At 38.7% G+C, this 16153-nt stretch carries 13 protein-coding genes; 12 read left to right on the forward strand and 1 reads right to left on the reverse strand.

Annotation, left to right across the window (positions count from 1 at the left end; all coding sequences use genetic code 11):
• Positions 1-51: 51 nt before the first annotated feature.
• Positions 52-186, reverse strand: a complete 135-nt coding sequence (gene rpmH, locus CJZ72_RS04925; RefSeq protein WP_002293121.1) for a 50S ribosomal protein L34 — start codon at positions 184-186, stop codon at positions 52-54.
• A gap of 532 nt (positions 187-718) precedes the next feature.
• Here rpmH and dnaA point away from each other — a divergent pair.
• The 12 genes from dnaA (at position 719) to dnaB (ending at position 15525) form a co-directional block, all read left to right on the forward strand.
• Entirely contained in the window at positions 719-2053 is a 1335-nt protein-coding gene (dnaA, locus tag CJZ72_RS04930; protein ID WP_005875795.1) for a chromosomal replication initiator protein DnaA, read from the forward strand.
• Positions 2054-2241: 188 nt separating this feature from the next.
• On the forward strand, positions 2242-3372 hold the full coding sequence (dnaN, locus tag CJZ72_RS04935; RefSeq protein WP_081133663.1) for a DNA polymerase III subunit beta: 1131 nt from the start codon (positions 2242-2244) through the stop codon (positions 3370-3372).
• A 216-nt stretch (positions 3373-3588) separates the two neighbouring features.
• Positions 3589-3831 (forward strand): S4 domain-containing protein YaaA, encoded by a 243-nt coding sequence (yaaA, locus tag CJZ72_RS04940; protein WP_095443664.1) that lies wholly within the window; start codon positions 3589-3591, stop codon positions 3829-3831.
• Positions 3818-4939 (forward strand): DNA replication/repair protein RecF, encoded by a 1122-nt coding sequence (gene recF, locus CJZ72_RS04945; protein ID WP_005875801.1) that lies wholly within the window; start codon positions 3818-3820, stop codon positions 4937-4939. The genes yaaA and recF overlap by 14 nt, the downstream gene beginning before the upstream one ends.
• Positions 4940-6886, forward strand: coding sequence for a DNA topoisomerase (ATP-hydrolyzing) subunit B (gyrB, locus tag CJZ72_RS04950; RefSeq protein ID WP_005875803.1), 1947 nt, complete (start codon positions 4940-4942; stop codon positions 6884-6886). It abuts the gene before it with no gap.
• Between the two features lie 19 nt (positions 6887-6905).
• The gene (gyrA, locus tag CJZ72_RS04955) at positions 6906-9407 is read left to right on the forward strand and encodes a DNA gyrase subunit A (RefSeq protein WP_095443665.1); all 2502 of its coding nucleotides are present in this window, start codon (positions 6906-6908) and stop codon (positions 9405-9407) included.
• A 320-nt stretch (positions 9408-9727) separates the two neighbouring features.
• Positions 9728-10027, forward strand: coding sequence for a 30S ribosomal protein S6 (gene rpsF / locus CJZ72_RS04960; RefSeq protein ID WP_005875806.1), 300 nt, complete (start codon positions 9728-9730; stop codon positions 10025-10027).
• A 49-nt stretch (positions 10028-10076) separates the two neighbouring features.
• Positions 10077-10589 (forward strand): single-stranded DNA-binding protein, encoded by a 513-nt coding sequence (gene ssb / locus CJZ72_RS04965; protein WP_005875808.1) that lies wholly within the window; start codon positions 10077-10079, stop codon positions 10587-10589.
• Positions 10590-10614: 25 nt separating this feature from the next.
• Positions 10615-10851, forward strand: a complete 237-nt coding sequence (gene rpsR / locus CJZ72_RS04970) for a 30S ribosomal protein S18 (protein WP_005875810.1) — start codon at positions 10615-10617, stop codon at positions 10849-10851.
• A gap of 248 nt (positions 10852-11099) precedes the next feature.
• Positions 11100-13073: a DHH family phosphoesterase gene (locus CJZ72_RS04975; RefSeq protein ID WP_081133665.1), complete on the forward strand. Its 1974-nt coding sequence runs from the start codon at positions 11100-11102 to the stop codon at positions 13071-13073.
• A gap of 5 nt (positions 13074-13078) precedes the next feature.
• Positions 13079-13531 (forward strand): 50S ribosomal protein L9, encoded by a 453-nt coding sequence (gene rplI, locus CJZ72_RS04980; RefSeq protein ID WP_005875813.1) that lies wholly within the window; start codon positions 13079-13081, stop codon positions 13529-13531.
• 626 nt (positions 13532-14157) lie between these two features.
• Positions 14158-15525, forward strand: a complete 1368-nt coding sequence (dnaB, locus tag CJZ72_RS04995; RefSeq protein WP_005875816.1) for a replicative DNA helicase — start codon at positions 14158-14160, stop codon at positions 15523-15525.
• Positions 15526-16153: the final 628 nt, after the last annotated feature.

Below are 16153 nucleotides of genomic sequence, written 5' to 3' on the forward strand. Positions count from 1 at the left end.
TACCCTTTCGCAAAAAAAGGGCATAAAAAAAACCACTGAAACCCCAGTGGCTTAAGCTGAAAGAACTTTTCTTCCTTTACGACGACGGCTTGCTAAAACACGACGACCATTTTTAGTACTCATACGTTTACGGAATCCGTGAACTTTTTGACGTTTACGTTTATTTGGTTGGTATGTTCTTTTCATGTATTCCACCTCCAAAATTTCTTATCTACTGATTAAACACAGACATACTTTGATAGTATAACGACAACTAAGGTATTTTGTCAATATAAAATAGAACGATTCTTGTTAAAATGCGTGATCTATTTTTCCACAGAACTATTTTTTGCAATGTGTTTTATATGTGGGAAAAGTTATGCACACGAATTATCCACAGCATTTTCTATGCCCTTTTTACACAGAATAAACACCTGTAAAAAAAGTAATCCACAGTTAAGGCAAAACTTGTGAATTGATTGCTGAACAAATTGATAAATATAGATTTATTATCCACAGATACTTCTGGAGAATTTCTCCAAAACACCACTTATCCACCTGTTGATTACTCATGTGGATAACTATTTTTCCCACTTGTGTTTTTTTCTTCTCATTCACCTCTTGATTTTGTGGATAAACGTAAAATAAAAATTTTTTCTTTTCTTTCTGTGGAAAACTTCAGCGAAAAATGATAAATTAGTACTAGTTATTCACTTTTTAATGAAGGAGGAGGCCTTATATGGTATCCCTCGATGCTTTATGGAACGAATTAAAAACCACTTACCAAAAAGATTTATCGCCTGCAAGTTATAATACTTGGATCGAAACCGCGCAACCAAGATCGTTGGATCAAAGCCAGCTAGTTGTAGAGGTTCCTAGTAAAATTCATAAAGAATATTGGGAAAAAAACCTAGCGACAAAGATCGTCGAAGTCGGTTATATGCTGACAGGTAAAGAGATCATCCCGCGTTTTGTTACCGGGGAAGAAGCAGAACAAGAAATCATTGAAGAAGTCCAAAGTCCAAAAATACCTGTAGCAAATCCCATAAAAAAAGCGATGTTGAATCCCAAATATACCTTTGACACGTTTGTTATTGGGAAAGGAAACCAAATGGCGCATGCTGCGGCATTAGTCGTTGCAGAAGATCCGGGCTCTATTTACAACCCGTTATTCTTTTATGGAGGCGTTGGTCTTGGTAAGACCCATTTGATGCATGCAATTGGTCATCAGATGCTGTTGAGCCAACCTGATGCGAAGGTCAAATATGTTAGTAGTGAAACATTTGCGAATGATTTCATCAACTCGATCCAGAACAAAACAGCAGAAGAGTTTCGTCAAGAATACCGAAACGTTGATCTTTTATTAGTTGATGACATTCAATTCTTTGCAGAAAAAGAAGCTACACAGGAAGAATTTTTCCATACATTCAATGCACTTTACAATGAAGGAAAGCAGATCGTTCTAACAAGTGATCGCTTGCCAAACGAGATACCAAAACTGCAAGAACGTTTAGTATCACGCTTTGCATGGGGGCTTTCCGTTGACATCACGCCACCTGATCTAGAAACACGAACAGCGATTTTGAGAAAGAAAGCCGCTGCTGAGCGGTTAGAGATCCCCGACGATACGTTAAGTTATATCGCGGGCCAAATCGATTCGAATATCCGTGAATTAGAAGGAGCTTTGGTACGTGTCCAAGCATTTGCTGCGATGAATAGTGAAGATATTTCAACAAGTCTAGCTGCTGATGCACTGAAAACACTGAAATCTGGCAAAGGACACCCGCAACTTTCGATCCTACAGATCCAAGAAGAGGTTGCAAAGTATTACCATATTCAATTAAAGGATCTAAAAGGGAAAAAACGAGTGAAATCGATCGTTGTCCCACGTCAAATCGCAATGTATCTAGCAAGAGAGTTGACTGACAGTTCGTTGCCAAAAATCGGAGCCGAATTTGGCGGAAAAGATCACACCACAGTCATCCATGCGCATGAAAAAATCCAACACTTAGTTGATTCAAGCGTAAGCATGCAGAATGAAGTATCGGAAATCAAAAATTTTCTTTTAAATTAATCAAACCAAAGGAAAAAACGCTTTGTGGATAAAAGTGAAAAAAACAAAAAAGTTATGCACACCTTTTCCACAGCTGTTTTTTCTTTTCTTTCTTGCATTTTTTTAGTTTTCCACAGAATCAACAGTACCTAATACTTTTATTATTTTATATTAACTAATAATAAATACATGTCTAAAGGAGAAACATCATGAAAGTTACCTTAAATCGAGCAAGTTTTATGCAAGAGTTGCAAACTGTTCAACGAGCTATATCAAGTAAAACAACTATTCCCATTTTGACAGGGGTCAAAATCACTCTGACACAAGAAGGATTGACGTTAACTGGTAGCAATGCAGATATTTCAATCGAAACACTTTTATCGGTCGAAAATGAAAAAGCACAAATGCAAATTGAATCTACTGGATCAATTGTTTTACAAGCTCGTTTCTTTAGTGAGATTATTCGCCGTTTACCAGAAGAGACATTCACTTTAGAAGTTTTAGAAAATAAACAAGTGGCGATCACTTCAGGTAAAGCCAACTTTTTAGTGAATGGGCTAGATGCAGACAATTACCCACATCTACCGGTAGTAGAAAGTCATAACCAAATGAAATTACCTGTGCATGTCTTGACGAAACTGATCAACGAAACAGTTTTTGCTGTCTCACAACACGAGAGCCGTCCAATTCTTACTGGAGTCCACTTTGTTTTAAAAGACAATTCTTTACTAGCTGTCGCAACAGACTCACATCGGTTGAGTCAACGAGTGATCCCAGTTGAACAAGCAGTAGATCAATTCGATATTGTCATTCCTGGTAAAAGTTTGACGGAACTTTCTCGTTCACTAACAAATGAAGAGGAAATCGTTGAAATCAGCATCATGGAAAATCAAGTATTGTTCAAAACAGAAAATATGTACTTTTATTCACGCTTGTTAGAAGGGAACTACCCTGATACGAATCGTTTGATCCCTTCAAGTTTCAATACAGAAGTTGAATTTTCAGTGCCTAGTTTCTTAGCAGCAATCGAACGTGCTTCTTTATTGTCACATGAAGGACGTAACAACATCGTTCGTCTATCTATCACTTCAGATTCTGTTGTTCTTTACGGAAATTCTCCTGAAATTGGTAAAGTCGAAGAAAGTTTGAACTATGTGACAAGTAGTGGCGATCCTTTAGAGATCTCTTTCAACCCTGATTACATGAAAGCTGCATTGCGTGCTTTTGGCGATATGAGTATCAAAGTGAAATTTATTTCTTCTATTCGTCCATTTACGTTAGAACCAACAGAAGACGGTGTTCAATTTATCCAATTGATCACACCTGTACGTACAAATTAAGCAAATTTCTTGATAGATTGAAAAATTAGATGAAAAGAAATAGAAAAGAAGCAAAAAGCCCTAAAATCAATTTTAAGGCTTTTTGTTTCTTTTTGTTTAAAACACCTTTTTTTGCTTAAATCGTCTTATATGGAAAAATATATGGATAAATTTGTTTTATTGATTAAAAAAAGGTATAATAGAGTATACATTTATAATGAAAATGAGGGATGAAGAGTGAAACAACAAGTCATATTAAAAACAGAATTTATGACGTTGTGTCAAATGCTAAAAGAAGTCACGGTGATCAGCAGTGGTGGACAAGCAAAATGGTATTTAGCTGAGAACACTGTCTTAGTAGATGGCGAACCTGAGAATCGCCGCGGACGAAAACTTTATCCCGGTATGATGGTTGAAGTTCCAGAAGTAGGAACTTTTTTTATGGTAAAAAAAGGGAAAAAAGATAATGAGGCTGAATAAGCTCTATTTAAAAAATTATCGTAACTATCAGGAATTACAAATAGAGTTTTCGAAAAATCTTGTCATTTTCTTAGGTGAAAATGCGCAAGGAAAGACGAATCTTTTGGAAAGTATTTATGTCTTAGCTATGACTAGAAGTCATCGTACAAGTAGTGAACAAGAATTGATCGGTTGGAATGATGACCAAGCATTGATTCAAGGAGAAATCACGAAAGGTACATCTAAAATCCCTCTAGAAATCTTACTTTCAAAAAAAGGGCGCAAAACAAAAATCAATCATATCGAGCAAAAGAAGTTAAGCAGTTATGTTGGACAATTGAACGTCATCTTATTTGCACCGGAAGACCTTTCTCTAGTCAAAGGTAGTCCTCAGATAAGACGAAAATTTCTTGATATGGAATTAGGCCAAATCAATCCGATCTATCTTTATGATCTGGTTCAATATCAAGGAATCTTAAAACAAAGAAACCAATATTTAAAACAATTGAACGAAAAAAAGCAAACAGATCTACTTTACTTAGATATTTTATCTGAGCAGTTAGCCGAATTTGGCAGTAAAATCTTGAAAGCTCGTGCGCAATTTGTTCAGCGATTAGAGTTTTGGGCAAACACTTTGCATCAACAAATCACCCATCAAAAAGAACAATTAGAGATTGAATACGTAACAGCGATTTCTTCTTTGCATTCACAAACACAAGAAGAGATCCAAACACAGTTTTTGGCATTGCTAGATCAGAATAAAAAGAAAGATTTGTTTCGAGGGACAACAACGATAGGGCCCCATCGTGATGACCTTTCTTTTTTCGTCAATCAAAAAAACGTGCAGAATTATGGGTCTCAAGGACAACAGCGAACCACAGCTTTGAGCGTCAAATTAGCTGAAATCGACTTGATCAAAGAAGAAACAGGGGAATATCCAATTCTCTTGCTTGATGATGTGATGAGTGAATTAGATGATAATCGCCAACTGCACTTGCTAGAAACGATTGAAGGTAAAGTCCAGACTTTCTTGACAACAACCACACTTGATCATGTAAAAAATAAAATGACCGTTGAACCTGAGATTTTTTATGTTCAGCAAGGAAAAATAGAAGGAGAAGAAAGTTAAATGACAGATGAGAGAAGTTTAATTGAACGCGCTAAAGAATATGATGCCAGTCAGATTCAAGTCCTTGAAGGATTAGAAGCCGTTCGAAAACGTCCAGGCATGTACATCGGATCTACTAGCTCTGAAGGATTACATCACTTGGTATGGGAAATCGTCGATAATTCGATCGATGAAGTATTGGCAGGATTTGCTACTAAGATCCAAGTCGTAATTGAAGAAGATAACAGCATCACTGTAGTCGATGATGGCCGTGGGATTCCCGTAGATATCCAAGCAAAAACTGGTCGTCCAGCTGTAGAAACTGTTTTTACCGTGCTTCATGCAGGGGGAAAATTCGGCGGAGGCGGATATAAAGTATCTGGTGGACTGCATGGTGTTGGTTCATCCGTCGTTAATGCGTTATCGTCACAATTAGATGTAAAAGTTTATAAAGACGGCAATGTTTATTACCAACAATATCGTCGCGGTGCTGTCGTTGATGATTTAAAAATCATTGAACAAAGTGACCGCCACGGAACAACTGTCCATTTTATTCCAGATCCAGAAATTTTTACAGAGACAACCGTTTTTGATTTCAATAAATTAGCGACTCGTATTCGTGAATTGGCTTTCTTGAATCGCGGCATGCACATCTCGATCGAGGACAGACGCGAAGAAAAAACAGTAGTAAAAGAATACCATTATGACGGCGGGATCAAGAGCTATGTCGAGTATTTAAATGCAAACAAGGCAGTGCTTTTCCCAGAGCCAGTTTATTTAGAAGGCGAACAGCAAGATATCGCGGTCGAAGTTTCGATGCAATATACTGATGGTTACCATTCAAACATCATGAGTTTTGCGAACAACATCCACACATATGAAGGTGGGACACATGAGTCTGGATTCAAAACAGCATTGACTCGTGTCATCAATGATTATGCGCGTAAACAAAAGCTGATGAAAGAAAACGATGATAATTTGACAGGGGAAGATGTAAGAGAAGGCTTGACAGCAGTTATTTCTATCAAGCATCCCGATCCTCAATTTGAAGGACAAACCAAAACAAAACTGGGAAATTCAGAAGTTCGTACTGTAACTGACCGTTTATTCAGCGAGCACTTCATGAAGTTCTTGTTAGAAAATCCAAGTGTCGGACGCCAAATCATCGAAAAAGGATTATTGGCTTCTAAAGCCCGCTTAGCTGCTAAACGTGCAAGAGAAGTGACAAGACGAAAAGGTGCGTTGGAAATCAGTAATCTACCAGGTAAATTGGCTGATTGCTCAAGTAATGATCCTGAAAAATGTGAATTATTCATCGTCGAAGGAGATTCTGCCGGTGGTTCTGCAAAACAAGGACGAAATCGTGAATTCCAAGCGATTTTACCGATCCGCGGGAAAATCCTAAATGTTGAAAAAGCCAGCATGGACAAAATTTTAGCGAATGAAGAAATCCGTTCTTTATTTACAGCGATGGGTACCGGTTTTGGGGAAGATTTTGATGTTTCTAAAGCCCGTTACCATAAATTAGTTATCATGACGGATGCCGATGTCGATGGCGCACATATTCGGACATTACTGTTGACACTATTTTATCGTTATATGCGACCTATCGTGGAAGCAGGATATGTTTATATTGCGCAACCACCATTGTATGGCGTAAAACAAGGGAAAAAAATCACGTACGTTCAGCCAGGTAAAACTGCTGAAGAAGATTTGAAAGAAGTTGTTGCTTCTTTACCAGCGACACCAAAACCTAGCGTACAGCGTTACAAAGGGTTGGGAGAAATGGACGATCATCAATTATGGGAAACAACGATGGATCCTAGCAATCGGATGATGGCTCGCGTCAGCGTGGATGATGCAATTGCAGCCGATCAGATTTTCGAAATGCTGATGGGTGATCGTGTTGAACCACGCCGTGCATTCATTGAAGAAAATGCCCATTACGTGAAAAACTTAGATATTTAATCATGAAGGAGGAATAAAGATGAGTGAAGAAATCAGAGAGAACATCCATGATGTCAATCTAACTAGCGAAATGAAAGACTCCTTCATCGATTATGCGATGAGTGTTATTGTAGCTCGTGCACTACCGGATGTTCGAGATGGCTTGAAGCCTGTTCACCGCCGTATCTTATACGGAATGAATGAACTAGGTGTGACGCCAGATAAAGCACATAAAAAATCAGCCAGAATCGTTGGGGATGTCATGGGTAAATACCATCCCCACGGTGATAGTGCGATCTATGAATCCATGGTACGTATGGCACAGCCATTTAGTTACCGCTACATGTTGGTAGACGGTCACGGAAACTTTGGTTCAGTCGATGGAGATGGGGCTGCTGCGATGCGTTATACCGAAGCACGTATGAGCAAAATCGCCACAGAGATGCTCCGTGATATCAATAAAAATACAGTCGATTTCCAAAGCAACTATGATGATACAGAAAAAGAACCTGTTGTGTTACCAGCCCGTTTCCCTAACCTTTTAGTGAACGGTACAACTGGTATTGCTGTAGGGATGGCAACAAATATTCCACCTCATAACTTGTCAGAGGTCGTTGCGGCTATTGACCTGTTGATGGAAAATCCAGATGTAACAACGAATGAATTGATGGAAGTACTTCCTGGACCAGATTTCCCAACAGGCGGTTTAGTTATGGGTAAATCAGGGATCCGTCGTGCCTACGAAACAGGTAAAGGATCAATTACAGTTCGTGCGAAAGTGGAAATCACAGAGATGCCAAACGGTAAAGAACGTATCCTCGTGACGGAACTACCATATATGGTCAATAAAGCCAAATTGATCGAACGTATCTCTGAATTACACAGAGATAAACGGATCGAAGGAATCACTGATTTGCGTGATGAATCTTCTCGTGAAGGCATGCGGATCGTCATCGATGTTCGTCGTGATGCAAGTGCATCAGTTATTCTAAATAATTTGTATAAATTGACTTCTTTACAAAATTCATTTGGTTTCAATATGTTAGCCATCGAAAAAGGTGTTCCTAAAGTATTAAGCTTGAAACAAATCCTTGAAAACTATGTTGAACATCAACGTGAAGTGATTACACGTCGTACGATTTTCGAAAAAGAAAAAGCCGAAGCACGTGCCCACATTCTAGAAGGCTTGCGTATTGCTTTAGACCATATTGACGAAATCATTGCGATCATCCGTGGCTCTAAATCAGATGATGAAGCAAAAACGACGATGATCGAACGATTCAAACTTTCAGATCGCCAAGCACAAGCGATTTTAGACATGCGTTTACGTCGCTTGACCGGTTTGGAACGTGAAAAAATCGAAAATGAATACCAAGAATTGTTAAAACTGATTACTGATTTAACAGATATTCTTGCTCGTCCAGAACGAGTAACTGATATCATCAAAACAGAATTGGCAGACTTGAACCAACGTTTTGGTGACAAACGCCGTACGGAATTATTGGTAGGCGAAGTATTGAGTCTGGAAGACGAAGACTTGATCGAAGAAGAAGAAATCGTGATCACACTAACGAATAATGGGTATATCAAACGATTAGCAAATAACGAATTCCGAGCACAACGTCGTGGCGGTCGCGGTGTCCAAGGGATGGGTGTCCACAATGACGACTTCGTCAAGAATCTGGTTTCTTGTTCGACCCATGATACGTTGCTTTTCTTCACAAACAACGGAAAAGTATATCGTGCAAAAGGCTATGAAATCCCAGAATATGGCCGTACAGCCAAAGGGATTCCGATCATCAATCTATTGGGAATCGATTCAAGCGAAAAGATCCAAGCAATCATCGCTGTAACTGGGCAAGCAGAAGAAGGACATTATCTATTCTTTACAACGCGCCAAGGAACGGTAAAACGAACCACTGTGACGGCATTCGCTAATATCAGAAGCAATGGCTTGATTGCGATCGGTTTGAAAGAAGACGATGAATTAGTCAATGTTCTACTAACGGATGGTCGATCCAATATCATCATTGGTACACATAACGGGTATTCTGTCACATTCTCTGAAGAAGCCGTTCGCGATATGGGACGTACAGCTTCAGGTGTGAGAGGGATTCGTTTACGTGAAGAAGATTATGTAGTCGGTGCAGCATTGATGAATGATGATCACGAAGTACTGATCATCACAGAAAAAGGGTACGGCAAACGAACAAAAGTTTCTGAGTATCCAGTAAAAGGCCGTGGTGGTAAAGGAATCAAAACAGCCAATATCACAGAAAAAAATGGTCCACTAGCTGGTCTAGCGACTGTTGTTGGAGATGAAGACATCATGTTGATCACTGATAAAGGGGTCATCATTCGTTTCAACGTAGCAACCGTTTCTCAAACAGGACGTGCAACTTTAGGGGTACGCTTGATCAAGATGGAAGCTGATACGAAAGTAGTAACGATGGCGACTGTCGAACCTGAAAGTCCAGAAGAGGCTACAAGTGAAGAAGTAGATGCATCAATGGAAATAATGGATGATCAATCGGAGGAATAATCACCGAGATGAAAAAGAGGTTGGGACAGAAGTGTTTAACTCCGAGAAATAAGAAGAAATTAACGGAAATTGCTTTTCAAATTTTTGTGAATTTCGGCTTATTTAAGAAGGAGTTGCTTCTGCTCCCACCGTTTATTCGTTTTTAGAGAATGAGACAAAAGTGTTTCTTACTTTTGTCCCACGCTCTTTTTCTTTTTGTCCTCTTGCTTTAACTGTTTATTTCGTGTATAATCAAGGATTGTGAGTAGTCTAATTTATTAGAAAACTCTCCTTGCTCTTGGGAACCTAAGAGCCGAAAGTCCATAGGGAGGTGAATATCAATGGAAAATACGAAATATGAAATCATGTATATTATTCGTCCAAACATTGATGAAGAAGCAAAAACTGCTTTAATCGAACGTTTCGATACAATCTTAAAAGATAACGGAGCTGAAGTTATCGAATCTAAAGATTGGGAAAAACGCCGTTTAGCGTATGAAATGAACGGTTACCGTGAAGGTATCTATCACATCGTTAAAGTAACTTCTCCATCATCAGCAGCTGCTGTCAATGAATTTGACCGTCTTGCTAAAATCAACGACGATATTATTCGTCACATGATTGTTAAAGAAGAAGCTTAATCATTGTTTCATGTGGAACAATGGAAAACGATGAGAGGAGATGACAATTTTGATTAATAATGTTGTACTAGTTGGACGTCTAACGAAAGATCCAGATTTACGATATACATCAAGTGGCACTGCAGTTGCAACGTTCACTTTAGCTGTCAATCGTAATTTTACTAGCCAAAACGGCAATCGTGAGGCTGACTTTATCAACTGTGTGATTTGGCGTAAATCAGCAGAAACATTAGCAAACTATGCTCGCAAAGGTACCCTTTTAGGTGTTACCGGACGTATCCAAACTCGTTCTTATGATAATCAACAAGGACAACGTGTATATGTAACAGAAGTAGTTGCTGAAAATTTCCAATTATTGGAAAGTCGTTCTGCATCTGAAAATCGTCAACAAAGCGGCGGTTCTCAAAGTTCTGGTCAATCGGCAAATAATTTTGGCGGAAGTAATAACTATAATCAAACATCTCAATCATCCAACGGTATGCCTGATTTTGATCGTGACAATTCTGATCCATTTGGCTCAAGTTCAACGATCGACATTTCAGACGATGATTTACCATTCTAAACGAATTTGATAGGAGGGAAATAGAATGGCACAACAAAGAAGAGGCGGACGTAAACGTCGTAAAGTAGACTATATCGCTGCTAACCATATTGAATATATCGATTATAAAGATATTGAATTACTAAAAAGATTTATCTCAGAACGCGGTAAAATTTTGCCACGTCGTGTAACAGGTACTGGCGCTAAGAACCAACGTAAAATTACGATTGCTATCAAACGCGCACGTATCATGGGCTTACTACCTTTCGTAAGCGAAGACTAAGAATAAAAATCAGACGACAGTCGCTAAGACTGTTGTCTTTTTTTACCCCTGAAATTTTAGTAAAGAGCCTCGATTCAACTACAAAGGATCGATTTTCTGTAAAATTTTTTCCCTTAAAGGACAAGGGACATAAAAATCAGATCGTTTAAACATACTAAAATTAGAAAAAAATCCTTACCCATTTGTTTAATCGCTTGAATGACGAAAGTTATGGTAAAATTAAACTAATCAAGTATGGGAGGAAGACGATGGAAAAAGAAAATACAAACTTAACCCCTAGACCTCTCTTCATTATTTTATTTATATTAATCGAAGTACTGGTTATCTTATTTATGCCATTTCGGTTTGTTAGCGCTTTGGTTGTTTTAGTTTTGAATATCTTGTGGCTTCGCTACTGGCTGAAGGTGAAACGCTGGCTGACACTGCGAAATCGTGAAAAGATCCAACAAGCTTCAACGGTTGCCGAAACACACTTAGCTTATGTTTCAGAGATCATGCCAGTCGGGATCATTTCTTACCAGCCGATGACTCAAAAAATCGATTGGATGAATCCTTTTGCATTAGGGATCAAGGATCAAAGTGCGTTATCAGAAGATGAACTACTGGATGCGTTTTTTGCTGCAAAAGAAAAGAAAAAGAATCAGCTGTACTTAGCGGATAAAACATTTCAATTCGATCTAGATACTGTTAAGGGCGTAGTCTATTTTAGTGATGTCACGCAAACACAATTACTGAAACTGCACCAAACCAACAGCCAACCGGTAATCGGCATACTATCGATCGACAACTACGCCGATGCGATCGATAAACTGGACGACAAAGAAATTTCTTACCTGAATTCTTTTGTGACAACGTTGGTTTCAGATTGGATGAATGAGTACCATGTTTTCTTCAAACGAATCAATTCAGAACGTTTTTTCTTTTTCACTCAATTGAATGTGCTAAAGAAAATGATGGATAAGAAATTTGATTTGCTGGATCGCTTACGTGAAGAAGCGGAGAAACAAAATCTGCCGATCACTCTTAGTATGGGGATTGCGTATGGTCAAGATCCACTCGATGAAATTGGTGCAGAAGCACAAAACAATTTGGATGTAGCGCTAGTTAGAGGGGGCGACCAAGTTGTCGTCAAAGAGATGCGTGAAGGAGCGAAACCGGTCTATTACGGTGGAAAATCAGCAAAAACAGTGAAGCGGACACGGGTGAGATCCAGAGCAATGAGTACGGCTTTACGAAGAATTTTTGATGAAACAGGCGATGTATTTATCATGGGTCATAAGTTTCCAGATATGGATGCGATTGGCTCAGCATTTGGCGTAAGTTGTTTAGCACGCTTTAATCAGAAAAAAGCGTATGTGGTCATAGATGAAACAGAGATTATTCCAGACGTTGAACGTTGTTTGGAAGAAATCCATAAACATCCAGATTTGGAAGCACAATTGATCTCGCCTAAACGAGCGATGGAGCTGAAAAAAGACGAGGACTTACTTGTGATGGTCGACTACCATAAACCTTCACTATCGATCTCTCAGAGCCTTTATGAGCAGTTTGATAAGATCGTGATCATCGATCATCATCGACGTGGGGAAGAATTCCCAAGTAAACCATTATTGACGTACATTGAATCCTCAGCTTCTTCAGCTTCAGAATTAGTCACAGAGCTAATTCAGTATCAAAGCAGTCGAGCCAATCGTTTAGATCGGTTTGAGGCTACATTGTTGCTTGCTGGGATGACGGTCGATACGAATAGTTTCAATGTTCGGACGACCGCTCGAACTTTTGATGTAGCAAGCTATTTAAAGGCTTGTGGAGCTGACGCTTCCCTAGTACAATATTTATTGAGTTCAGATTTAGAAACTTACTTGGAGATCAGTGATTTGATCGCCCAAAGTGAGTACGTGACATCAGATATTGTGGTAGCGACAGGGACAGATGAAAAAGAGTATAATAGTGTCATAGCCGCAAAAACAGCGGACACACTCTTATCAATGATCAATATCAATGGTGCATTCGTCATTACGAAACGAACGGATGGATTAGTCGGTATCAGTGCACGCAGTACGGGCACGATCAACGTGCAATTGATCATGGAGTCGCTAGGTGGCGGTGGACATTTCACGAATGCTGCTACGCAATTGGAAAATGTCACAGTTGAAGAAACCAAACAGCGTTTATTAGCTGTAATCAACGAGAACATGAATCAACTATATGATAAGGAGTAATTGCTATGAAAGTCATTTTCTTACAAGATGTAAAAGGTAAAGGAAAAAAAGGTGATGTAAAAGAAGTTCCGACAGGATATGCTCAAAATTACCTATTAAAAAACAATCTAGCAAAAGAAGCAACAAAAAGCAGCATCAGCCAATTAGCTGGTCAGAAAAAAGCACAAGAAAAATATGAAGCAGAAATTTTAGAAGAAGCAAAAAAACTGAAAGAGTTTTTAGAAAAAGAAGATACGGTTGTTGAATTAAAAGCAAAAGCCGGAGAAGACAGCCGCTTATTCGGCTCAATTCCTTCTAAACAAATCGCAGAAGGATTGAACAAACAGTACAAAGTGAAACTAGATAAACGTAAGATCGAACTAGAAAATCCAATCCGTACATTAGGTTACACGAATGTACCAGTCAAATTGCATCATGAAGTGACAGCAACGATCAAAGTACACGTCGTACAAGAATAAGTTAGTAAGATCAATTATGAGAGAGTTCGAAACAAAAGTCGTTTAGGTTTGAGAAATTGGAGAAAAAAACGAGGTTGGGACAGAAGTGTTTAACTCCGAGAAATAAGAAGAAATTCACGAAAATTGCTTTTCAAATTTTTGTGAATTTCGGCTTATTTAAGAAGGAGTTGCTTCTGCTCCCACCGTTTATTCGTTTTTAAAGAATGGGACAAAAGTGTTTCTTACTTTTGTCCCATGCTCGTTTTTTTTGAAATTTCCGAAAAACCTGGCTTTTGGACGCCGTTTATTCAGAATTAGAGTCTGTAGCAAAACTGATTGTTAGATTTGTCCCACATTCTCTAAACATGGATAAACAAGAAGTAGTATCTTCAAAAATAATCTGAAATCACAAAAATTTGAAAAAACATTTCCATAAATCTCTAGTTATTTCCCGGAGTGAAAGACTTCTGTACTAAACTTTTATATTTGGATAGGGAAAAAGGCAATGTTTTTGAACGATAGAGCCAACGTACAAATACAATGGAATGATTTTCTGCGTTCAGACACAATGACTTTTCCACTTTTTAGGATGACTTTTTGACTATTTTCTTGTAAAATGAAGCAATTGAAGACAAGGAGCGATATGTATGAATGAAGTGTGGCAGGATCGAATTCCACCGCAAAATATTGAAGCCGAACAAGCGGTTTTAGGGTCAGTTTTTTTAGATGCTGAAACGATCATTGATGCCATGGAGTACATAGAACCGAAAGACTTTTATCGTCGGGGACATCAAATCATTTTTGAAACAATGATCGAATTGAATGATCGCAGTGAAGCAATCGATGTGGTCACTGTCAAAGATCGTTTGGAACAAGGAAATCTATTAGAAGATGCTGGGGGCTTGAGCTATCTTTCCGATTTAGCATTAGCTGTTCCTACAGCGGCGAACATCGTTTATTATGCAAAGATCGTAGAAGAAAAATCGTTGTTGCGTAATTTGATCCAAACAGCGACAGGAATTGTTACTCGTGGATTTGAACAAGGAGAAGAAGTCCAATCGATATTAGATGATGCAGAACGTAGCATCCTTGAAGTATCCGAAAAAAGAAACCGGAGCGGATTTTTATCGATCGCAGAAGTCTTGAATTCAACGATCGAAAATATTGACCAGTTAGCACAAAACAACGAAGAAATCACAGGACTTCCTACTGGCTATCAAGGATTAGATAAGATGACAGCAGGTTTCCAACCAGAAGAATTGATCATCTTAGCAGCTCGACCAGCTGTCGGGAAGACGGCTTTTGCATTGAATATCGCACAAAATGTCGGTACCAAAACGGATCGTTCCGTAGCTATCTTCAGTTTGGAAATGGGGGCAGAATCCCTGGTTAATCGGATGCTTTGTGCGGAAGGATCGATTGAAGCGAGCCATTTGCGTACAGGTCAGCTTTCTGAAGAAGAATGGTCCAATCTGATCGTTGCGATGGGGAGCTTGTCACGGGCAAATATCTTTATTGACGATACCCCTGGGATCAAAATCTCTGAAATACGCGCAAAGTGCCGTAAACTCGCACAAGAAAAAGGCAATCTCGGCTTGATCTTGATCGACTATCTCCAACTGATTGAAGGGAACGGCAGAGAAAATCGCCAACAAGAAGTTTCTGATATTTCCCGTCAGTTAAAGAAACTGGCGAAAGAATTGAAAGTGCCTGTTATCGCATTATCACAGCTTTCTCGTGGTGTTGAACAGCGGCAAGATAAACGTCCTGTTTTAAGTGATATCAGGGAATCAGGGTCTATCGAACAAGATGCAGATATCGTTGCGTTCTTGTATCGTGATGATTATTATGAAAGAGAAGGCGGCGAAGACAATGACGGCGCTGAACCGCAAAATGACAACGTGATCGAAGTCATCATCGAAAAAAACCGTAGTGGTGCCCGAGGAACTGTTGAATTACTGTTTATCAAAGAATACAACAAGTTTTCGTCGTTATCACCAAGAGAAGAATACTAGAAGAGACGGAAGTATTTTACTCTGAGAATAAGCAGTTATAGCAGATGATGTTCATCTTGATCCTATCTCCAGCCAATGAGCATCATTTATGAAGAGAATGATCTATGATGAAGCAGTCTGCGATGTCAGTAGTTTCTGCAAAATAGCGAAATAAATCAGACAAAATGAGGTCGAGACAAAAGTCGTTAAGGTTTGAAAAATTAGAGAGAAAAAAGAACAATACGTTTTTTGTATTGTTCTTTTTTTTTTGAAATTTCCGAAAAGCCTGACTTGTGGACACCGTTTATTTGAGAGAGGCTGGGACAGAAGTGTTTAACTCCGAGAAATAAGAAGAAATTCACGAAAATTGCTTTTCAAATTTTTGTGAATTTCGGCTTATTTCCGAAGGAGTTGCTTTTTGCTCCCGCCGTTTATTCGAGAGTCTGTAGCAAAACCGATTTTTAAATTTGTCCCACATTCTTTGTTCATCTTCTAAGTCAAGCCTTTGTTATTCCCTATACTCTTTTGAGGGAATAATTTTTCAAACACGTTTATTGTTCGTTTTTTAAGCGTTTTTATAAAATAAATAAAAGTATCATTCGATTTTAGTTGAATAAATAGCGAGTTATTGATACAATAATTCAGGATT

It is taken from the genome of Enterococcus durans, from assembly GCF_002277935.1.
Taxonomy (GTDB): Bacteria; Bacillota; Bacilli; order Lactobacillales; family Enterococcaceae; genus Enterococcus_B; species Enterococcus_B durans.